20 protein-coding genes are annotated in these 22199 nt (G+C 34.8%); 11 read left to right on the plus strand and 9 right to left on the minus strand.

The genetic code is table 11. From position 1 onward, the window contains the following. Positions 1–2: 2 nt before the first annotated feature. On the minus strand, positions 3–2108 hold the full coding sequence (locus tag H8B04_RS10430) for a HEPN domain-containing protein (protein WP_165290165.1): 2106 nt from the start codon (positions 2106–2108) through the stop codon (positions 3–5). A gap of 165 nt (positions 2109–2273) precedes the next feature. Here H8B04_RS10430 and H8B04_RS10435 point away from each other — a divergent pair, with 165 nt between their 5' ends. The 4 genes from H8B04_RS10435 to H8B04_RS10450 are packed head-to-tail and all read left to right on the plus strand — an operon-like array spanning position 2274 to position 5750. Then, positions 2274–3245, plus strand: coding sequence for a PstS family phosphate ABC transporter substrate-binding protein (locus H8B04_RS10435; protein WP_165290164.1), 972 nt, complete (start codon positions 2274–2276; stop codon positions 3243–3245). Continuing rightward, on the plus strand, positions 3245–4132 hold the full coding sequence (gene pstC, locus H8B04_RS10440; protein ID WP_190302303.1) for a phosphate ABC transporter permease subunit PstC: 888 nt from the start codon (positions 3245–3247) through the stop codon (positions 4130–4132). Before H8B04_RS10435 ends, pstC begins: the two co-directional genes overlap by 1 nt. After that, entirely contained in the window at positions 4132–4986 is an 855-nt protein-coding gene (locus tag H8B04_RS10445) for a PstA family ABC transporter permease (RefSeq protein WP_190302304.1), read from the plus strand. Before pstC ends, H8B04_RS10445 begins: the two co-directional genes overlap by 1 nt. Before the next feature lie 20 nt (positions 4987–5006). Then, complete coding sequence (locus H8B04_RS10450; protein ID WP_223815367.1) at positions 5007–5750, plus strand: phosphate ABC transporter ATP-binding protein; 744 nt, start codon at positions 5007–5009, stop codon at positions 5748–5750. Positions 5751–5975: 225 nt separating this feature from the next. Here H8B04_RS10450 and H8B04_RS10455 read toward each other — a convergent pair whose 3' ends face one another. The 4 genes from H8B04_RS10455 to H8B04_RS10470 form a co-directional block, all read right to left on the minus strand. Further along, complete coding sequence (locus tag H8B04_RS10455; protein ID WP_165290160.1) at positions 5976–6266, minus strand: hypothetical protein; 291 nt, start codon at positions 6264–6266, stop codon at positions 5976–5978. 423 nt (positions 6267–6689) lie between these two features. Continuing rightward, complete coding sequence (gene pyrF / locus H8B04_RS10460) at positions 6690–7523, minus strand: orotidine-5'-phosphate decarboxylase (protein WP_165290159.1); 834 nt, start codon at positions 7521–7523, stop codon at positions 6690–6692. A 6-nt stretch (positions 7524–7529) separates the two neighbouring features. After that, positions 7530–8135: a TlpA family protein disulfide reductase gene (locus H8B04_RS10465; protein WP_190302305.1), complete on the minus strand. Its 606-nt coding sequence runs from the start codon at positions 8133–8135 to the stop codon at positions 7530–7532. Positions 8136–8146: 11 nt separating this feature from the next. Further along, on the minus strand, positions 8147–8890 hold the full coding sequence (locus tag H8B04_RS10470; RefSeq protein ID WP_165290157.1) for an RluA family pseudouridine synthase: 744 nt from the start codon (positions 8888–8890) through the stop codon (positions 8147–8149). A gap of 111 nt (positions 8891–9001) precedes the next feature. On the opposite strand from H8B04_RS10470, the gene panB reads away from it, so the two are divergent. From panB to H8B04_RS10495, 6 genes are all read left to right on the plus strand, one after another. Next, positions 9002–9817, plus strand: coding sequence for a 3-methyl-2-oxobutanoate hydroxymethyltransferase (panB, locus tag H8B04_RS10475; protein WP_165290156.1), 816 nt, complete (start codon positions 9002–9004; stop codon positions 9815–9817). 9 nt (positions 9818–9826) lie between these two features. Next, positions 9827–10432 carry a hypothetical protein gene (locus H8B04_RS10480; RefSeq protein ID WP_165290155.1) on the plus strand — a complete coding sequence of 202 codons (606 nt, stop codon included), beginning with the start codon at positions 9827–9829 and terminating at the stop codon, positions 10430–10432. A 50-nt stretch (positions 10433–10482) separates the two neighbouring features. Then, positions 10483–11514, plus strand: coding sequence for a L,D-transpeptidase (locus H8B04_RS10485; RefSeq protein ID WP_190302306.1), 1032 nt, complete (start codon positions 10483–10485; stop codon positions 11512–11514). A gap of 83 nt (positions 11515–11597) precedes the next feature. Then, positions 11598–12398: a murein L,D-transpeptidase catalytic domain family protein gene (locus tag H8B04_RS10490; protein WP_165290153.1), complete on the plus strand. Its 801-nt coding sequence runs from the start codon at positions 11598–11600 to the stop codon at positions 12396–12398. Between the two features lie 276 nt (positions 12399–12674). Then, positions 12675–13004: a hypothetical protein gene (locus tag H8B04_RS17095; protein WP_206366778.1), complete on the plus strand. Its 330-nt coding sequence runs from the start codon at positions 12675–12677 to the stop codon at positions 13002–13004. Further along, positions 12929–14872, plus strand: coding sequence for an alpha-galactosidase (locus H8B04_RS10495; RefSeq protein ID WP_223815368.1), 1944 nt, complete (start codon positions 12929–12931; stop codon positions 14870–14872). The genes H8B04_RS17095 and H8B04_RS10495 overlap by 76 nt, the downstream gene beginning before the upstream one ends. A gap of 45 nt (positions 14873–14917) precedes the next feature. Here the strand turns inward: H8B04_RS10495 and H8B04_RS10500 are convergent, their stop codons facing one another. Genes H8B04_RS10500 through H8B04_RS10510 form a run of 3 tightly spaced genes read right to left on the minus strand, consistent with a single transcriptional unit; the run spans position 14918 to position 17524 of the window. Then, a complete protein-coding gene (locus tag H8B04_RS10500; RefSeq protein ID WP_165290152.1) occupies positions 14918–15811 on the minus strand; it encodes an aldo/keto reductase in 894 nt (297 codons plus the stop codon). Between the two features lies 1 nt (position 15812). Beyond that, a complete protein-coding gene (locus tag H8B04_RS10505; protein WP_165290151.1) occupies positions 15813–16541 on the minus strand; it encodes an FKBP-type peptidyl-prolyl cis-trans isomerase in 729 nt (242 codons plus the stop codon). Beyond that, positions 16538–17524: a glycosyltransferase family protein gene (locus H8B04_RS10510; RefSeq protein ID WP_190302307.1), complete on the minus strand. Its 987-nt coding sequence runs from the start codon at positions 17522–17524 to the stop codon at positions 16538–16540. The genes H8B04_RS10505 and H8B04_RS10510 overlap by 4 nt, the downstream gene beginning before the upstream one ends. Before the next feature lie 118 nt (positions 17525–17642). Between H8B04_RS10510 and H8B04_RS10515 the strand changes: the two genes are divergently transcribed. Continuing rightward, the gene (locus tag H8B04_RS10515) at positions 17643–18353 is read left to right on the plus strand and encodes a zinc dependent phospholipase C family protein (RefSeq protein WP_223815369.1); all 711 of its coding nucleotides are present in this window, start codon (positions 17643–17645) and stop codon (positions 18351–18353) included. 224 nt (positions 18354–18577) lie between these two features. Here the strand turns inward: H8B04_RS10515 and H8B04_RS10520 are convergent, their stop codons facing one another. After that, positions 18578–22189: a DUF7507 domain-containing protein gene (locus H8B04_RS10520; RefSeq protein ID WP_190302308.1), complete on the minus strand. Its 3612-nt coding sequence runs from the start codon at positions 22187–22189 to the stop codon at positions 18578–18580. Positions 22190–22199: the final 10 nt, after the last annotated feature.

Below are 22199 nucleotides of genomic sequence, written 5' to 3' on the forward strand. Positions count from 1 at the left end.
CCTTAACTATTTACTACGCGTAATGATTCTCTACGTTCAGCAGATTCGTAATAAAAAGCTGTCGCCTGCTTGATATATACCTCAGCAAATTCACGCGATGGTTCATATTTATTTATTTGCAATACACGTTCTGAAAATGAAGTTGGGAATGTGAAAATTCCTTCGTTTACATAACGTGCATCGAATTCATTAATTACTGCAGATTGAGTGCTCGAATTAACTCCTTTATCCAATAATAACGCTTTCGCTGTCCACACAAATGCACTGTAGGCATGGTAAATTGCATCTACATACTGATTATTTTCAAAAGCTTTATTCGCCCATTCGATTTTCTCTTCTGACTCCAACAATAGTGTAGCTACTAAATCGATAACCACACCAGCACATTCTCCCACACCAATAGCTGTTTCGAAAGTACCTTCATGACCCCAATCCACAAACTCATCTGCCGTCAAAGTAGTTAAGTCAGAAAGTGGTTTTAATAAGCGGTAGAAATAATCTTTGGTTTGACGATCGTAATACGCATGGAAATTTTCTTCCGCTAATCTATTTTGTTTGTAATCAACCAAAACTAAATCTACTACTTGCAATACACGTTTAGTTGGAACTTTTATAACACGTTCTGCAACACGACCTTTACCATCACCAATTGTACCTCCACCTAACATCACCTGCGCCGCTGGAACTACTTTACCTTCAGCCTTTACCGAACTTCCGTGAAAACCAATATGTGCCAAACCATGTTGACCACAAGAGTTCATACAACCCGAAATTTTGATTTTCAAATCCTGTTCGAACACAAACTCTTCATGGAATTCATGAATATATTGCTCAATGACACGCGCCATTTCCGTAGAATTCGAAATACCCAAATTACAAGTATCCGTACCCGGACAGGTTGTCACATCGGCTGTACTATCAAAACCTGCATTAGCTATGCCTAATTGTGTAAACAAATTGAACAAATGCGGTAATGATTCTTCACGTACATATTTGAAAAGTAAATTTTGATTTTGTGTAATACGAATATCATCTGCGATATGATCACGAATTCCGGCTACCAATTCTCTCGCTTTTGAAGTCGAAATATCACCAGTCAAAATCTTCACATACACACCAAAAAAACCTTTTTGTTTTTGTTCAAAAACATTAGTGGCGCGCCATACTTGATATTTTGCGGCATCAATTGGTTCTACAGCTGTCACTACCGACGTTGGCGCTACAGGCTGCTGTATAGTTTCTCTGTTTACGACAACATATTTATTTTTAATAGCTACTTTTTCTTCTTCAATTAAACGCAATACTTCGTCCAAACCAAGTTTTTGCACTAAATATTTGAAACGCGCTTTATTACGGTTGTTTCGCTCGCCATAACGATCAAATACACGCAAAGTAGCTTCCATGTAAGGAATAATTTGATCTTCTTCCAAGAAATCAAAGATTTCGTGCGCCAATAAAGGCTGAGAACCTAAACCACCACCTAGCAAAACTTTGAAACCTCTTACCTCTTCGCCATTTATAATTTTCACTTTTGGAATAAAACCAAAGTCATGAATGTAAGAGAAAGCAGTATCGCGGTCAGAACTAGAAAAAGAAATTTTAATCTTACGTCCCATTTCTGCACAGATTGGGTTACGCAAGAAATACTCAAAAGTCTTTTGCGCATAAGGTGAAACATCAAATGGTTCCAAAGGATCAATTCCTGCGGTTGGAGACGCCGTAACATTACGTACGGTGTTACCACACGCTTCACGCAAAGTAATATCATCTTCCGCTAATTTAGCCCACAACTCTGGTGTTTTATCCAAACTAACATAGTGTATTTGTATATCTTGACGAGTAGTCAAGTGCAGATTTTTGGAAGCATATTCATCAGAAATATCTGCAATTTTCAATATTTGCTTAAATGTAACTTTCCCAAATGGTAATTTAATGCGTACCATTTGCACACCTGGCTGACGCTGTCCGTACACTCCTCTTGCCAATCGTAGTGACCTGAATTTCTCATCCGGAATTAATCCTTCTTGATACGCTCTAATCTTACGCTCAAGCTCTATAATCTCTTGCTCTACAACTGGGTTTTCTAATTCTGTTCTAAAACTTTGCATGGTTTAAAGTAAGTAGCATTCCTCGTTTAAATCTCTTCAAATGGTTACTTTTTCAAATAACGCGTGACAAAGGTAAAAAATAAAACCTATAAAAGCTATATATTCTACCAATTTAGTATATATTTGTAGAAATATTTTAATTTATAATATTGGTAAATATAATTAATGAAATTAACAAAATCATTAACTAAAGCCTTAATTCTTTCAATTATCTTCAGCGGTTGCGCACCGAAAGTCAAAGAGGGATACGACGAAAAGACCGGATATGTGGGTAATATTTCCATTTCTGGGGCATTCGCATTGTATCCAATCGTAGTATTATGGGGCGAGGATTTTAAAAAGTTGAATCCAAATGTACGCTTCAATATTTCAGCAGGTGGAGCTGGCAAAGGAATAGCCGATGTGCTTACTAATATGACAGACATAGGTTTGGTGTCGCGAGACTTACATCCTCAGGAATTGGAAAAAGGAGCTTATCCTATTTTTGTAGCTAAAGATGCTGTTTTGGGAACTTTTAATTCCAATCATCCGGATGCAAATTTGATAAAAGAACGAGGACTTACGCAAAATGAATTAGAAGATGTTTTTGTACATAGTAAATACAAATCTTGGAATCAAATTGATAGCAGATTTTCATCCGCAGCTATAGGTGTATATGTACGTTCGGATGCAGCTGGTGCGGCGGAAACTTGGGCTAAATATTTCAAAAAATCTCAAGAAGACTTGAAAGGTGTTGGAATATTTGGAGATCCAGGGTTGGCACAAGCTATTAAAGACAGTCCTACTGCAATTGGATTCAATAATATCAACTATGTTTACGATCTGAAGACCAAGAAAACCACACCCAATATCGAGGTTATTCCAATCGACATTAATAAGAATGGGAAAATAGATTCCGAAGAAAGCTTTTATGACAATATCGATGTGTTGACCGAAGCTGTAGCTTTAGGAAAATATCCTTCGCCTCCAAGTAGGGAACTACTTTTTGTCATTAAAAATGATAATAACAGCAAATTGATAAAAGAATTTATTCGCTTTGTTTTAGACAAAAATCAGCAAGGCTATCTTTTAGAAAATGGTTATGTACCACTTACTGTTGAGCAAAGAAATAAGGAATTAGAAAAACTTACCAACTAATGAAATTCAGATTAGTAAAAGATTTAATCGCTAAGTATTTATCGAAATCGCTTTTAATCCTATCATTATCAGTGGTAGTGCTTATTGTTATTGGTTTAGCAATGAAATCTTCACCACTATTGGATAATGTAAATTTATTCCATATTCTAACCGAAAAGAATTGGTCACCTCAAAAAGGAAATTTTGGTTTCCTACCTTTTATTATGGGAACGCTGTGGGTGACATTAATATCCTTAGTTATAGCTGTACCACTTTGTATTTTAGCATCCACCTATTTGGTAGAATATGCTTCTGACAGACTTCGCATTTCAGTATTGCCCTTAATGAATGTCTTGGCAGCCATTCCACCTGTACTATATGGTGTTTGGGGTGTTTTATTTGTTGTGCCACTCATTTCAGACTGGATAGCCCCCATATTCAATATCAATATTACAGGTTACTCCGTATTAGCAGGAGGAATTGTTTTGGCTGTAATGATCTTTCCAATCATGATTAGTATCATGGTCGAAGTGTTGCACACTATCCCAAAGGAACTAAAAGCAGCTTCACTGTCTTTAGGTGCAACAAAGTGGGAGACCATACAAAAAGTAATTTTACGTAAAGCCAGACCTGGAATAATTGCCGCAGTCGTATTAGCGGTTTCAAGAGCTTTTGGAGAAACGGTAGCCGTATTAATGGTTTGTGGAAATATCCCTAAAGTCCCACAATCTTTATTTGATGCGGGCTACCCTATCCCCGCTCTTATAGCCAATAATTTTGGAGAAATGATGTCTATTCCGCTGTACGATGCAGCGTTGATGTTCGCTGCTTTATTATTGTTTGTTATCATCTTTGGATTCAACCTTATCTCGAGAATAATCTTAAACAGATTGGAGGAACACGCCTAATGTCAAATATCAAAAGCAGATTACGAAAAGAAAAAATTGCTAAAATATTGATGCAGATTTCAGGCATTAGTATTACAGGTTCTCTATTTTTAATAATTGGAATTATAATGTATAAAGGACTACCTTATATTAGCTGGGAGATGATTTCTCAATCTCCAAAAGGGGGCTTTTATATAGGTAAAGGCGGAGGAATCTTTAATGCGATACTAGGATCTTTATATTTAGCTGGCCTTTCTACAGTATTGGCGACACTTATTGGAATTCCAATTGCCTTGTACCTCAATATGTATATCAAGCAGGGTTCTTTTTTAGAAAAATCTTCCAAACTTTTGTTTGATGTATTGTTCGGTATCCCTTCCATTGTTTATGGAGCAATTGCTTTCAGCATAATGGTTTGGTTGGGAATTCGTGCTTCTCTATTGGGAGGTGTTATCACGATTACATTGCTCACCATTCCTATTGTGGTTCGTACCATCGATGAATTGTTATTGACTGTACCTGTTGATTTAAAAAATGTAACCAAATCCTTAGGTGCTACCACATGGGAAACAGCTAAAGTTTTAATAAAATACATCAAACCTGGAATTTTCACCGCCATATTATTGGCTTTCGGAAGAGCGATTGGTGATGTAGCAGGAGTATTATTAACAACAGGATTTTCGGATAATCTGCCCAAATATATTGATGAACCAGCAGCGACATTGCCATTAGCTATATTTTTTCAATTAAGTAGTCCTATACCCGAAGTACAAGGCAGAGCTTACGCTTCTGCATTAGTACTGACACTAATTATTTTAATTATCGTCATATGCACGCACATTCTAGCATCGAAACAAAAGAAACACAAAATATAATCCTTCCCAGCACCCCTCACATGCAAATCAAGGATTTGAATGTATATATAGAAGGAACTCATATACTTAAGAATATCAACTTGGATATTCCAAACAATTCGATTACCTCTATTATCGGTCCATCAGGATGTGGTAAAACCACTTTATTAAAAACCTTAAATCGACTGATGGACGACTCGAAAGAAGTAAAAGTAACGGGATCCGTTTTAGTAAATGGAGAAGATATTTACGCGAAAGACGCAGAAGTAACTCATATTCGCAAGAAAATGGGCTTACTTTCACAAAGACCTTTCCCTCTACCGATGTCGATTTTTGACAATATAGCTTACGGACCAAAGATACATGGCGAACGCAATAAAAAAGTATTGGAACAGATTGTAGAAACTCAACTGCGCAATGTAGGACTTTGGGAAGAAGTAAAAGACCGTTTGGACTCTTCGGCAACAGGATTATCGATAGGTCAGCAGCAAAGACTTTGTTTAGCGAGAGGTCTTGCAGTTCAGCCTGAAATCATTTTAGGTGATGAAAGTACATCTGCGTTGGATCCCATCTCAACACAAACTATTGAGAATCTGTTAATAGACCTTAAAAAAGACTATACTATTGTATTGGTAACACATATTTTAAGGCAAGCTCGTCGTGTGTCCGATTATATCTTATTTGTATATAATGGTAAAGCAGTAGAGTTTGGAAAAACCGAAGATGTATTAATCAATCCAAAAAATCCAATAACTCAACAATACGTAAAAGGATTTATAAGTTAAAATTAGAAAGCCAATCAAATACATGATTGGCTTTCTAATTTTTATGACCAGTATGAAATAATAAGTAAAAATCCTCCATAAGCAATTCCAAAACAATCCATGATGTACTTTATGCAAGCAAGTACAATCCGATTACCCTCGAAAGTAAAAATTGAATTAAATATATTTAAGTATAATCTCCCTTTTAAGGAATAATTGTTGGTTGGTATAATTATAAAATAAACATTAAGAAGCAGTCAAGAAGATCTCCTCATCTCCTACTGCATTTACATTTTGTATACTATCAAATGCGAGTTCTATGTCCTTGCATAGCTGCATTAACTTTACAATATTAATATCTTTAGAATTCTCAAATTGATCCATTTCAAATTCATAGCAATCGCCCTCTTCGAAAACATCCATAATTTCTTTCAACTCGCCATCAGAGGCAATATTTACAATTTGAGTAAACAATTGATTTCGAATGTCGCCTAATAGTTGTAAAGATTCAATAACTCTGTTTCTGTAAGCTTTCATAAGCGTAAAGTTTTAAGTTCAATAATTCAGAATTATTATCAAATAAGCTTAGAATCCCGCGGTTTAAATGGTAATAATTACAACACAAATAAACAATATAAAATAATTCCAAAAGCCTTTTTTTAAGAATGTGTAACAAATTGTAGTTATTGTTTTACAGCATTAAAAGTTTAATTATTTTCTTAAAAAACATTGTTTTAGATTAAAGAAAAGGATATTCTAATAGGTATATGTTAATTTTACCATTATTAGAATTTTCAGATTTTTGAACGTCGCAGAAATTAACCAAAAAGAAATAACTTTTTATAAAAAAAGTGCTTAAAATCACATTTTTCAAATGATTTGTAACAAAGAATATGGTAAAATTGGGTAATTAAAAAGGCCAATCACTAAACGATTGGCCTCTATATTGTCTTATAATCTTTAAATGATTCCAGCATGCAGAAGCTCAAGCTCCATTTCCTTTTGCAATTTTATAGCTTCCTCTCTTGCTCTCTCCGCAAAATCTTTACCTGTAGAGGCGTATATAATTCCTCTGGTACTATTGACCAAAAGACCACAATCTTTGTTCATACCGTATTTACATACTTCTTGCAAAGATCCTCCTTGCGCACCAACACCTGGCACCAACAAGAAATGATCTGGAGCGTGTTTACGGATTTCTACGAAAGCTTCTCCTCTGGTAGCTCCTACTACATACATCAGATTTTCTGTGCTGCCCCAAAAGTTTACTTTATCAATTACTTCTTGAAATAATTGTTTACCATCTGTATTTTTGAAATTTTGAAAATCTTTAGAACCTTCATTTGATGTCAGTGCCAATACAATAGCCCACTTGCCATCAAAATCCAAGAATGGAGTTACCGAATCTTTGCCCATATAAGGTGCTATCGTGATAGAATCAAAAGACATTCCTGATTGCGCTTGATCAAAGAAAGCTTGCGCATACATCTTTGATGTATTACCAATATCACCACGTTTTGCATCAGCTATACTGAAACAGTTTTTTGGAAGAATCTGCCATGTTTTTTGCAACGAATGCCAACCTTGCACACCATAGCTTTCGTAAAAAGCGATATTTGGTTTGTAAGCCACACACAAATCTTCCGTAGCCTCTATAATAGCTTTGTTAAAGGTAAAAATAGGATCTTCTTCACCTAATAAATGCTCGGGAATTTTTGTTATATCGGTATCAAGACCAACACAAAGGAATGAACGTTTTTCTTTGATTTGCTCGATAAGTTCTTGTCTTGTCATAAAATATTATTGATTTATTAGATTCTGGATAAAATCTTCAACGGACTTCGCGCTGTAATCACGCATCCCTTGCTCTCTACCTACCATTTCTCCATTTTTGTCTAAAATAACAGTGGTTGGAATAGCACCAGAAAGCCAAGTTTCTGGAATATTGCTATTTGGATATACAATAGGTAAATTTAATTTTTCTTGCTTTAGGAATTTATTTGCACCCGTAATGTCCTCTTCAATTTCAACTAAAAGAAATTTCACTTTATCATTTCCTTTAAACTTATCGTAAAGCTTTTGGATGGAAGGCATTTCTGCTTTACATGGAGGACACCAAGTTGCCCAAAAATTGATAAATAAGACTTTTCCCTTTAATTCATCTACATTATAGACCTGTCCAGATTCATCTTTGAATGAAACTGTTGCTTTATTAGGAGTTTCTGTAGTAATAGCGGTCTTTTCCGGTGAAGGTTGATCCACTTTTTCTAATTTAGGTTGGAAAAATCCTACCTTCATTAATTGTTTTTGGATGAACATTCTGCTTTGAGGCATTAAGACAACAACAATTAATATACCCCAAAGAACATAGTTCCATTTACGCTTCTTACTACTCTTATTTTCCATAGATCAACTATTTAGGAATCAAACTTCTCCAATTGTTTGAGTAAGGTAGCAAAATCTTTCGGATATTCAGCTTCGAATTCATAGTGCTTACCATCAATAGTGAAGTCTACTTTTTTGGAATGCAAAGCAAAACGTTTCATAATGGGAAGCTCTTCTTGCTCTTTACCCATCGTAAAACCTCTTTTCTTGATTTGGGATAAGTAAACTGGCTTTCCTCTATACATCACATCCCCTACAATCGCTGCATGCTGTGTGGCTAAGTGGATACGAATTTGGTGCATACGACCCGTGATAGGCTTACATTCTACCAACGTATAATGTTTGAAATATTTAATACTATTGAATATAGTTTCCGCTTGTTTACCATTTGCTCTATCAATAGTCACATTCTTATTTCCTTGATTCAAAATCGGTAAATCAACTTTCAAATCATTGAAAATATGCGTGCCTTGAATAATAGCATGGTAGATTTTATTAACACGACGTTTTTCAAACTCAATAGAAACCAAACGATAAGTTTCAGGATTTTTGGCAATTAACAATATGCCCGAAGTATCCTTATCCAAACGGTGGCAGATTTGCGCATCCGCATAATACTTTTTGGCTAGACGTAGGATATTCACTTCTCCCCCTTCACGCTCATCTAGTGAAGCTACGAAAGGTGGTTTGTTAATTACGATAAGATTGTCATCCTCATGAATAATTAGTTCGGAGAACTTTGGAAATTTAAATAAACGGTTTTCGTTTTGCGCCATGTTGCAAAAATAACAAAAGCAAGCGAGTATTTTTGATATTTGAGGTTATTTACAATAATATGAAGGGATAGCTATTTTTATTTATAATTTTGCAACAAAACAAAAGAGACCATGTCTGTACACAAACCCATAAAACGTGTCACTACCTCGGCATTGCGCGATATGAAGGCGAGAGGCGAAAAAATCAGTATGCTTACGAGTTATGATTTTTCAATGGCTAGAGCTGTAGATGAAGCTGGTATTGACGTTATTTTAGTAGGTGATTCGGCTGCAAATGTGTTTGCTGGTTATGAAACTACACTACCTATTACTTTAGACAACATGATTTATCATGCTGCGGCTGTAGCTCGTGGGGCAAAGAGAGCTATGGTATTAGCAGATCTTCCCTTTGGTGAGTATCAAGGTTCGACAGAGAAAGCTTATGAAGCTGCGGTACGTATGATGAAAGAATCTGGTGCACATGCCCTAAAACTTGAAGGTGGCGAAGAGATTATTGATAACATCAAAAAAATCGTTCAAGCGGGTATTCCCGTATGTGGCCACTTAGGCCTGACACCTCAATCCATCTACAAATTTGGTGATTTTGGTGTTCGTGCTAAAGAAGAAGCAGAAGCTGAAAAACTGAAATCCGACGCATTAGCTTTACAAGAAGCGGGATGTTTTGCGATAGTATTGGAAAAAATTCCTGCGAAATTAGCAGAAGAAGTTTCTAAATCATTGTATATTCCCACAGTAGGAATTGGTGCAGGAAATGGTTGCGATGGTCAAGTATTAGTAGTGAATGATATGTTGGGCATGACCAAAGATTTCAAGCCAAAATTCCTTCGTCAATATGCTAATCTTTATGATACTATAACAAACGCTGCGTCACAATATGTAGCGGACGTGAAATCACAAGATTATCCAAACGAAAACGAACAATATTAAAAACATTCGATGATAAAAATCATCATCATAGGTGCACTTATTGCTATGCTAATCTTCTCGATTGTGCGTAAGCTTAATATTTTTGGATCCTGGAGTACCACACAACGCTTGTCTACCCCATCTGAGATTATTGAAATCAGTGCACCTATATCTATTTATAAATCTGCTGTACAGAAGACCTTACTTACCGTAGGAATAGGGATAGTAATTCTACTGATCACCATTGTAATAGCTAGCAAATTTAAAATTGCATTAATCATGCTTCCTATAAGTCTATATTTGATAGGTCAATTTTTTATTCTCAACAATCACCTCAAAGCTGCCAGAAATCAGCAAATTATTTTTAACACCAGGACAAATCAAGTCCAGATTGAAGTAAACAAAGGTAAGATAGATACTTTCAATCTTTTATCGGATATTAAAAGTGTCACCGAAGTAAAATCCGTTCAAAAAAACAATGGTATTTTATTTGGATATTATAAATTACAAACTACCCACCGTAACGTATATTATATCCCTTATATAATTGCATTAAACCCAGAAACAAAACCCTTCTTCGACAAATTACAATTATTTGATCGCGAGATAGAAACTAAATTATTCCCAATAATTTAATTTTAATATATTTGAAATAAGTCAAATTTATTAAATCAACTATACGCTTTATGCGCAACATACTTCTATTTATTTTTATTATACAGTTTGTCATAGCTTGTAAACCTTCTAACAAAACAAAAACACCTGAAGAAATTCAAAAAGAAAAACAAGATAGCATTGAACAAGTACGCAAAGAACAAGAAGAAGCTGCGAAAAAGAGACCTATCACTGCGAAAGACATCAAGCTCGAAAAGGAATTAAAGTACGATAAATACACTTTAGATGATAAATACGAATATCAAGATACTTTTCGCGTGTTTCAATGGGAAAAAATAAAGGAAAAATTAGCGTATATCGAGAATTTTCAGCGGGAGCATAATGAATATGGTCTCGTATCAAATTATAAAAATAAACACGGAGAAGCTCCTACAGTTGCAAACTATAAGCGTAATGCATACAAACGCGTATCTGATACCCTTGGAACAGAACGTTACCAATCAGCACCTTTATACCGTGTTGGAGATAGTAAAAATCCCATTATTTATGGCCGTGATGGCTCGTTAGTAAAACTGCTTTCTAGCGATACGCTTAATATGGTAAAAGTGAAAGGCTTATCAAATTTTGAAGGTGAATGGGAAATTCCAAAGCGTTATGTGAAAGCACTGGGCGATTCGTTGGCATTTAAACATATTGTGGTAGTAGATGTTACAAACCAAAATATATGCGCATTAGACCATGTAAAAGATACATGGTATATACGCAGTATGAATAAAGCGACTACAGGTAAGCATAATCCTCCTTACGCTATGGAAACACCTGTCGGAATGTTTTTAGTACAGGAACAAAAAGCAAAAATGTTTTACACTAAAGATGGTAGTAGCGAGATTGAAGGTTTTGCTCCTTGGGCTTCCCGTTTTACAAATGGTGCTTATATACACGGAATCCCGGTTAACAATCCAAAAGGAAAGATTATCGAGACAAGCTGGAGCTTAGGAACTGTGCCTAGATCTCACATGTGCGTACGTAACGCTTCCTCACATTCTAAATTTGTTTACGACTGGATTAAGCCATATAGTTCCCTTGTAATTGTCATAGATTAACCATAAGTTAAGATTTAACATTTCTTAACAGTTTTATAAAATATTGATAACGAACTTTGTATAAGAAAAGAGGAAGTGTGCTTATGAAAAAAACGAAATTATTTGTAATAATTACAACAACCTGCGTGGGACTTGTTACTTTATTTAGTCAAACCGCAGCAACCTACCTAAATCCACTAAAAACCGACAGCATTCCATCTAATCATATCGCTTTAGAAACAGAATCGAAAGATGTTAAATCTGCGACTGAGCTTTTGTATGATGAAATTGGGCTGGAAGGTAAATTAAAATTTGAAGCTTTTGATAAAGCAATGATTGGTTACGAAAATCTTAATTTTAATAATAAGGATATCATTACCGTAATTGACTTTACATTACCTTCAACGGAAAAACGAATGTTTGTCATCGACATGAAAAACAAAAAAGTGTTATTTAATACAATTGTTTCTCATGGACGTAATAGTGGAGAGAAATATGCTAAAGCGTTTTCAAACAGACATGGTTCATACCAAAGTTCATTGGGCTTTTACACGACTGAAAATACATATCAAGGTGGTAATGGATATTCTTTAGTATTAAATGGTTTGGAAAAAGGCATCAACGATCAAGCTAAAGCTCGCGCCGTTGTAATCCACGGTGCAGATTATTGTAGTCAATCCGTGATTAATGCTACAGGAAGATTGGGAAGAAGTTACGGATGTCCTGCCCTTCCCCGAGAATTGAACAAACCTATTATCAATACCATCAAAAATGGTACTATGGTATTTATATATGCAGAAGATCCTGCTTATATGGCTAGTTCAAAGATTTTGAAAAAATCGCATATTACACTATTAGCTCAACATGATGTAACTGGCGGTGCTGATAGCATAGCTATGTACTAGAATTTAAGTTTAATACTAATCATAATTTGTTTTTGATAAAGGCAGCATTATAATAATGCTGCCTTTATTATTTATATTCTATTTCATTTTATTAATTGAAATTTTAATTCCTAACCCAGAATTATAAACACCCTAAATAAGTTAACTGTTAAGTTAAAAAAATATTTTATTATATTGTAGATTAAACAACAATAGTATTAATAATTGTTTTAGTTAATTTTTCAAACAAATTATTCATATTTTAGCAAACCTTTTTTAATAAACAAAAACCACGTTATGAGTAAAAGTAAATTAATCAGCCTAAAAGGATTGAATTCAAAACCTCGTTTTATGATCATCCTCTTGCTAATTGCAATATCCTTCCAACTAAAAGCTCAGGATATTTTGATTGAAACCCAAAACACGGCTTTAGTTTTCCGAGTAGGTAAAAATAAAAGCCTGGAGCAAGTATATTTAGGAGAATCACTTTCCAACAAGAATGACTACGCCCAATTACCCAATAGTAAGGTTAATACCTGGATTACTGAGGATTGCATACCGTTCGTGAACCCGCTTTACAGCTTAGACAAGTTGACGGAAACCCTTCTACGCAACTGGAATATATAAAGCACCAACAAGCAAATGATGGCAATGTAATAACTACAACAATTGATTTAAAAGATCCAAAATATGCGATTGACGTTAAATTAACCTTCAAAGCTTATCAAAAAGAGAATGTCATTGAAACTTGGTCCACTCTAACAAATAAAGAGAAAAAAGCTATTACAATTGAAAATATTGCCTCAGCTGCACTACAGTTAAAAGCTGATAAATACTACTTACAACATTTCTATGGAGATTGGATCAACGAAATGCGCAATGAAGAAGTTCAATTGCCTCAAGGTATTCACCGTATAGAATCAAAATTGGGCACAAGAGCGACCAATTTTGATTTACCATCCTTTTTATTATCCGTGGATAAACCGGCCTCAGAAAACGAAGGGACAGTCATTGCAGGTACATTAGCTTGGTCTGGAAATTTCAAACTTACATTCGAGAATGTGAAATACAGCGAAGATTTTGGTCATTTGTTGCAAATACTTCCAGGCATAAACAATTATTCTTCTGCCTACAACTTAGCCGCTGGTAAAGAGTTTAAAACCCCTACTTTCATCTATACTTTTACAACAAAAGGAAAAGGTCAAGCCAGTCGAAATTTACACAAATGGGCTTTAGATTACGGTATTTACAAAGGCCGTAAAAAAAGATCTACCCTACTTAATAACTGGGAAGCGACATATTTTGATTTTGATGAGCAGAAATTGGATCACATGTTTGGTGATGTTAAGAAATTGGGTGTTGACTTATTTTTATTGGACGACGGCTGGTTTGGAAATAAATATCCACGCAACAATGACCACACAAGCTTAGGTGATTGGGATCCAAATAAACAAAAATTACCAAATGGCATTGGTCATTTGGTGAAATTAGCGCATGAAAAAGGTGTAAAATTTGGTATCTGGGTAGAACCTGAGATGATCAGTCAAAAAAGTGAATTATATGAAAAACATCCTGATTGGGTACTAAAGCTGCCGAATCGCCACATTGACGAACGTAGACAACAATTAGTTCACGATCTAACCAATCCAAAAGTTCAGGATTACGTGTATAGTGTCATTGATAAAATCATGCAAGATGGAAAAGAGATCGCATACATCAAATGGGACTGTAATCGTTATATGACTAATCAATATTCTCCATACCTAAAAGACAATCAAAATAATCTTTTTGTAGATTATGTAAATGGCTTATATAGCGTATTAGAACGCTTCCGTAATAAATATCCTGATTTAGAAATGATGTGGTGTAGTGGTGGTGGCGGAAGAGCTGAATATGGAGGTTTGAAATATTTCCAAGAATTCTGGCCAAGCGATAACACCGATGGTTTGCGCCGTGTATATCTACAATATGCCTATTCGTACTTTTTCCCTTTTGCGGCACAATGTGCGCACGTCACATCTTGGGGTAAACAGCCTATCAAATTCCGTACAGATGTAGCCATGAGTGGGAAGCTAGGTTTTGATATTGAGCTTGAGAAAATGAGCGGTGATGAATTAAAATATTGCCAAGATGCTGTGAAGAATTTTAACAGATTGCAAACTGTTATCGCACAGGGAGAAATCTTCCGTCTCATATCTCCTTACCAAAATAATTATGCCGCTTGGATGACCGTTTCGGAAGACAAATCAAAAGCAGTGTTGTTTAATTATAATTTAAACACATTAACAGGCGATGTTTTCAATAAAATTATATTAAAAGGCTTAGATCCAAATAAAAGATATACGATTAAAGAAATCAACTTGATGCCTAATCAAAAACCTCAGTTCAAAAGAAATGAACAAGCTTTCAGTGGGGATTACCTCATGAAAGTCGGATTAGATTGGTACCTGAATGGAAGTATAAAAAGTTCTGTATTAGAAATTACAAGTAATTAATATTAATATAAAAAGCCGTAATATAAATTACGGCTTCTTATATTATTATACATGTGTTGTATAATTGATCTTAGGAATATTTAATTTACCGAAATCAATCTGCAAATTATCCAATTCATTGATGGCTGTAAATAATTTATCCAACTGCTCTTTGGTGCTCACCCCAACTACAGCAGAAGAGATTTTATGATATTTCAACAAAAATGCTAAAGCAATAGCTTCTTTTGAAACTGATAGTTCATTAGCCAAAAGATCAATTTGTTTGGTTATTATTTCGACTTGCTCGCTTGAATGATCTAAATAATCGTTAGCAGGCTTTCCTAATAACATTCCCTGGGCAAAACTTCCTCTAGCTAATATGGACACGTCTGCCGTTTGCAACGGAGGTAAGTAAGGTTCCGGACGTGTATCCAAAAGACTAAACTGCATCATATTGGAAACAATATTGGATTCATTCGCATAGCGTAAAAAGACATTAGGTCGAATAGATGATATACCATAAGTCCTTATTTTACCATGTTCTACTAATTTTTCCAAAGTATACACGACTTCCTCAAAATTATCTTCCTTCGTTCCGCCATGAATTTGGTATAAGTCTATATAATCCGTTTGCAAACGTTGCAATGATTCATCTATTGCTTCATTTATATAATCGCCAGAGACATCCCAAGTCCAACCCGATTTATCTTCTTTCCATCTATTGCCGACCTTGGATGCGATGACAAGCTTTTCACGATAACCTTTTATGGCTTGCCCCAGCAGTTTTTCATTTTCACCAAAATCATATAAGTCAGCCGTGTCAAAGTAGTTTATTCCTTCATCAATGGATTTCTGGATAATACATTCGCTTTCAGTACGCGTATGCGTACTGAATGACATACAGCCTATCCCCACTTCTGAAACTACTATATCTGACTTGCCTAACTTATTATATTTCATTTTATTCTGCTTTAATACCTAATAGCTCTACTTCAAAAATCAATGCACTAAACGCAGGAATTGAACCTGTAGCACGTTCACCATAAGCTAAATTATAAGGTATATAAAATTTATATTTTGAACCGACTTTCATCAATGGAATACCTATTTTCCAACCTTCAATCACGCGATTCAAATCTAATGTCAATGATTCATTACGATCGTACGAACTATCAAATTGAGTTCCATCCATTAATGTTCCTTTATAATGCACTTCTACTTCTGAATCAGCAGTAGCCTGTGGTCCATCACCTTCTTTCAATACTTCATATTGCACACCTTCAGGAGTAACCTTGACTTCGGGACGAGCCTTATTTTTTGCCAAAAAATCTTCACCAGGCTTTTTTAATTCCGCATTTTTCTTTTCATAAGCTTTAACAAGCTCACCTTGGATAATATCCATATTTTGCTCCTCAGTCAAGAGTAATTTTTCTTCTTTTAAGGCGGCAACCAGACCTTTATGAAAAACTTCCGTACTTACATCAAAACCTGCATTTTTCAAATTTTTAGCTACATCAATGCCTAATGCGTACGACAAGGAATCATTGGAAGTTTTCAAAGAAAACTCTTGAACAGAAGACTTAACAGCTGTTGCTTTATTTGTAGGTGTAGTTGTTTTCTTTGTTTGTGCTTGTAGGTAACTTGTACTAGCCCCTAAGATTAATAACGAGTAAATAAATTTTAACTTCATGTATTTTTATTTATAATGGTTTCTACGATTTGCATGGTATTGTTGCGATAATCAACCTTCACCGTATCGGTGCTGTTTAACCACAATTCAATATCATACTCGTATTTCTTTTTTAAACTTTTGATAACAGGTACGCCAATATCTTCTAAAGCAGCTGCATTCAAATGCTGCTCATATTGATTTTTCATTGGAATAGCCAATACTTTTTTGCCCAAATATAGTGCTTCTGCAGGTGTCTCAAATCCAGCTCCACACAATACACCTTCTGAAGAAGCCATACTTTTTACAAAAGCATCATTGTTAATAGGCTGAATTTTGACATTCTTCATATGCAATGGTTTCGTATTATGTTTTGAGAAAACCTCCCAATTCACGTCCGTAAATTTAGTCAGTTGCTTCAGCAGATGCGCATCATCATAAGATGGCAAATATACGGTATAATGACCTTCATTTGTCGGTTCTAAAGAACGAATAGGTTCTCGGATTACGGGAGTAAAAATCGAATGATGATATTGTTTAAAATGAAAGCCATAAGCTTGTGTTACCGGAGCATAATTTTTCATTATAAATTTCCCCATCACATCAGTCTCATCTGGCTTAGGACTGTCAGGATGCATAGCTCCTATTTGATGACTTAATCCAATACATGGTAGATCTTTTGTTTGACAAGCCCAAGCTGTGATCGGCTCAAAATCATTGATCACTAAATCATAATCCTGAACCGGCACTTCATTGATTTCCTGAAGCAATTTTCGCACAGTGGAGCTCATAAACGTTTTCCAAAGATCTACACCTCCCGATTTACCGAATATAAAACTTAATCCATGCAATCTATATTTGATATCGAAGGGAATACAAATATCAGCCTGAATACCGCTGATCAAAACATCCACTTCGCCGAAAGCCTGAAGGCATGGAATAACATCCATCGCTCGGCATAAATGTCCATTTCCTGTCCCCTGAATAGCATATAATATCTTCATGAATAGCAATAAAAAAGTAAATCGAAAATACATATTTTTATTAAATAAGGCTCATAATTTACATTAAACTACTTTTAATTAATTTAATTTCTTAAATTAATGGTATAACGCATTAATTATGAAACCTTCCCCAATCTTCTTGGTCCTTGGCCTGTTCTTTCTTAGTTCATGGGGATTCAATCCACATAAAAAAATAAATCAAACGGCGGTCTTTTTACTTCCCACTGAACTCGCTTCTTTTTACAAAACATGTATTAAACAAATAACAGACAAGGCCGTTGACGCGGACAAGAGATGTTATATTGATACTATCGAAGGTCCCAAACATTATATTGACCTAGACCAATATGAAAATATAGATAGCATTCCAATTCATTGGTCCAAAGCCAAAGAAAAATTAAACGAAAGAAAATTATTAGCTCAAGGAATAGTGCCCTGGCAAATCAACAGAACATACCAAAATCTAGTGCAAGCTTTTAAGTCCAAAGACAACAAAAGAATTATTCAATTGAGTGCAGATCTGGGACATTATGTAGCTGATGCACATGTTCCTTTACATACTACTAGTAACTATAATGGTCAATACACTAACCAAATAGGAATTCATGCACTCTGGGAAACCCGTATTCCTGAGATGTATATGACAGATTATGATTTATTTATTGGCTCTGCCCAATATATTTCCGATCCAGTTAATTTTGCTTGGAAGATAGTGCGTGAAAGCAATGCTTTAGTTGATTCTGTATTGTTAATTGAAAAAGCTTTGAACAAGTCTTTTAGGGATTCTGAGATTAAATCTTATATAGAAAGAAACAATCAACTCATATAAACCTATTCTGATCCTTATGTACAAGCTTATAATATCGAACTAAATGGTATGGTGGAAAGACGTTTCAAGGCATCTATATTTGCTGTCGCTTCTTTTTGGTACTCTGCATGGCTCGATGCGGGTCAGCCCAAATTGCTAACATTAACACCGTCAAATCTTACAGAAGATGAAAGTCTAAATTACGAGCAAAAGAAAATACTTGGACGCGAAGAATGGCATTAAAACTAATTAATTTTCTCGCGAGTAATTAATAAGGAACCTTTTCTAATAATTGCCTTTTCTCCTTTTTTATTAAACTTAAGAATATAAAAATATGTTCCATCTCGCACACTTGAACTCACTTGCCAATCATTCTTATAATTCGAATTTTCGTAAATAAGATTTTTAAAACGATCAAAGATTTGTATTTCTACGCGTTCAAATTGATAAACTCCAATTAATTCAACTGTATCATTTAGACCATCACCATTTGGAGTTATTACATTTGGAATCAGAATACCTGCTACTTCAATTTTAACTGTAGCAGGTTCAGACCAGTTACCATTTTTGTCCATGATGCGATAAGTAAATTGATCAATTCCTGAGAAAGTTTTCTCCGAGGTATAAGTAAATTTTCCTTTTCCCATATAAACTAACCTTCCATTCATTGGTTGATTAATTATCGTTATGCTTTCAAAATCCAGCTCTGAATTTTCTACATAATCATTATCTGCAGGTGATATTGTCACTCTAGTATTATAATATTGAACAAAATAATCGTCAACTGTAATAGGAACTGTTTTAATTATCGTTAAATCAACTCCAACGATTTCACTAGTTAATCTGCTATTATCATGGATCCTATAGGTGAAAAAATCTTCTCCACTTTCAAGATTATTATATTGCGTATATAATATATTAATACCATTAACCTCCAATCTACCCATAATTGGAGGATCAATAATCTCAACCCGTCCATTATTCCAATCACTACTACCTCTTTCATCATTAGCTAACACATTTAATTCCACATTTGCACCTTGATAAACATCAATCTTATCTGCTTTGGCAATAGGCGGTTTGGCGACTAAAGTTTTAGTAATTTCCTTATTTTCAAAAGTAGTACCTGAAGTATCGCGTAATGTATTATTGTATTTAGTATCATACCCTTCTACAACAGCTGTATTTTCTACAAAACCTCGAAGAATATCTTCTCCAGTTACTTGATAAGAATTTTCTACAGTTGTAATCTGGTTGTCTATTTTATTTATACTAATATCTTGAGGAGATTGGAATAGTAGTTCATCAATTAATTTGATATTATGAATAGAAATATTCCCTTCATGTTTGATCTCGAATTGATATTTAATTTCATCACCGATCGTAAATTGTCCATTCTCACCAGAACCTTTTCCTGCATTTTTAACTGTTTTCTTCAATTGAAATAATGGTATTTGGTCAATATCCAATCTGGTTTTTTGATTATTATTGAAATCAGTCCCGGATAAATCCTTTACATCAAAGTTTCTTGGATTCTTCCCCATAACCAAAGCTTGATTTATTACCTCGCCATTAATTACATCCTGTCTTGTAATTGTATAAGGCAGAATAAATTCATGCTGTTGATTTTTAGCCAAAATAATATCATTGATGACAATAGTATCCATGCTAACTAACGTGTCAATGAGAATAAAATCCTTTACCAACACTTCCCCTGTATTTCTGATAGTAAATTTATATTCTATTATTTCTCCTTCTTCCTGGAAACCTGAATTATTTTGATCGATATGTCTTGCTTGTTTTAATAATGCAATCTGACCTCTTTCATTTAAAGGTTCCAACAAAAACACATCTGAATTAATTTTGATATTATTGCAGCCTTGTGGAGAACATTCCTCTCGTGCGGATTTGGGAGCAAGGGCAGCATTGTCGTCCAGAGTTGCATCAGGATCTGTAGATCCTTTAGGACGAACTATACCAGCTTCCGCTGGAACAATGCCATATGTGGCATCAGGAACATTATTTGCAAAAGCTCGAATGACAAAAACCGCTTCACACCCATTTTTGATATCGATATGAATGTTAGCTATATTTTTTGTTATTGTTTGCAAACCAATGGATGCACAATCAGCTCCTAAAAAATTGATATTTTCAATAGTAAAACCTTCAGGTAGACTAAACTCAAAGTTACTTCCGATTACATCTGATGGACCATTATTGCGTACACGCATGGTATAATTCACTCTATCATTAAGCTCAATTGTATCTTTGTCAGCATCTATCGAAATCACTTGTAGATCAGCGACCTCAACTACTATTTCTTTTTCAATAGATTCATCTACCTGAACAGCATATGACCAAGTATCCATAGCCATATTATTTCCAAAGCTATTATTACCTGTATACAAATTATTATTAAATGGAGCTCCAGAAAAGGCAGTATAGGTCCCCCATCGATGACCATTTTGACTGCTTAATATCCCAGCAAGATTGGTTATAGGATTGGAATGTTCTCCAAAATTATTACCGAGAGGAATATCACTATCATCCCAATATAGAATTGCTGGCGAAGGGGTATTTGTTTCCCTATCAAAGCGCTCTAACTTGAGTCCATTGGGATTTATTTCCATATCAAAATACGGAAAATGAACTTCCCCTTCTACAGAAGCTACGCTTACTTTTATATTATACCCCCCATGAGGAACAAAATTATTTTCTCCATCTACACCTTTCCACTCATACTCGTTATTACCTACAGTAGCATTTACAATTGCTTCAAAAGGCTGAAAACTAATATTCTGATCGTTACTTTTAATTGTTATTTTATATCGTCCAGCATAATTAGTCTCAAAATTTATTTTTACACCTTTAGTGTTGACATTATTAGAAGTCTTTTCAGAACCATCAAAAGTGATATTCTTAACTTGTGGTATTTGAATTTCATTTAGTAACCAGGTTTCTCCAAAGTGACTTCTAGTAATTTTAGGCAAATCTAGATTCGGTAAGGTATAAAATATCTTGTGCGTGATAAACTCATTACCTACATCATTACCGTTTGGATTGTGTATAGAGGCATTAAAACCTGCTGGCGAACTTTTGTAACTAGGAATATTGTTCTGATCTAGTATACCCGAATTATTGACAAAATAAGTAAATCTTAGACCTATACTCCCATTGCCATCTACACGATAATAATATCCATCTTTGGTAAGCACATAATTCACGCCATAATAAGCATAATTGGGATCTGTCATCCCTCCACCATTTAAATGGAGATTAAGGACATTGGCAAAAACTCTACCCGTCAACCAATCGGTATCTGACTCATTTCTAACTGAAATATCCCATGCAGCAATAAAATTTTGATTAGCTTCTTGAGTCCAGTTTTCATTAGCTAGATTATTAGGAAGCGTACTTGAATTTCCTGGAGAAGTAAATTCAATAGTCCAAATCCCTTCTTCATCAACTGGAATTTCATACGCATCATAACCTAATCGAGGACCTGCTAATTCAGCTTCTCTATTATTCAATCCTGGCCGAGCGGTGATTCTACCTACTGTGTTATTGGATGGTGAAGACAAATGTCCAGATGGACTATATACACGAATAGTTCCATTACCTATACCTTGCGCGCTGGAACTAACAGCTAATATTTCATTTTTTTTCACATATGCGAAATGTCTACCATTATTATAAAAATTATGATAAAGTATACTACCATTATAAACTTCAGTTTCCATATACGCTCGTGCGCCCTTCACCCCAGCTGGATATAAGTCTTTAGATCCATCAGAAAAAGCTACATTAAATTGAATAAAGAAAAATATAATTAATAATACCTTTAGGTTTTCCCTCATAATTTACATT

Source organism: Sphingobacterium litopenaei (assembly GCF_014692495.1).
GTDB lineage: Bacteria > Bacteroidota > Bacteroidia > Sphingobacteriales > Sphingobacteriaceae > Sphingobacterium > Sphingobacterium litopenaei.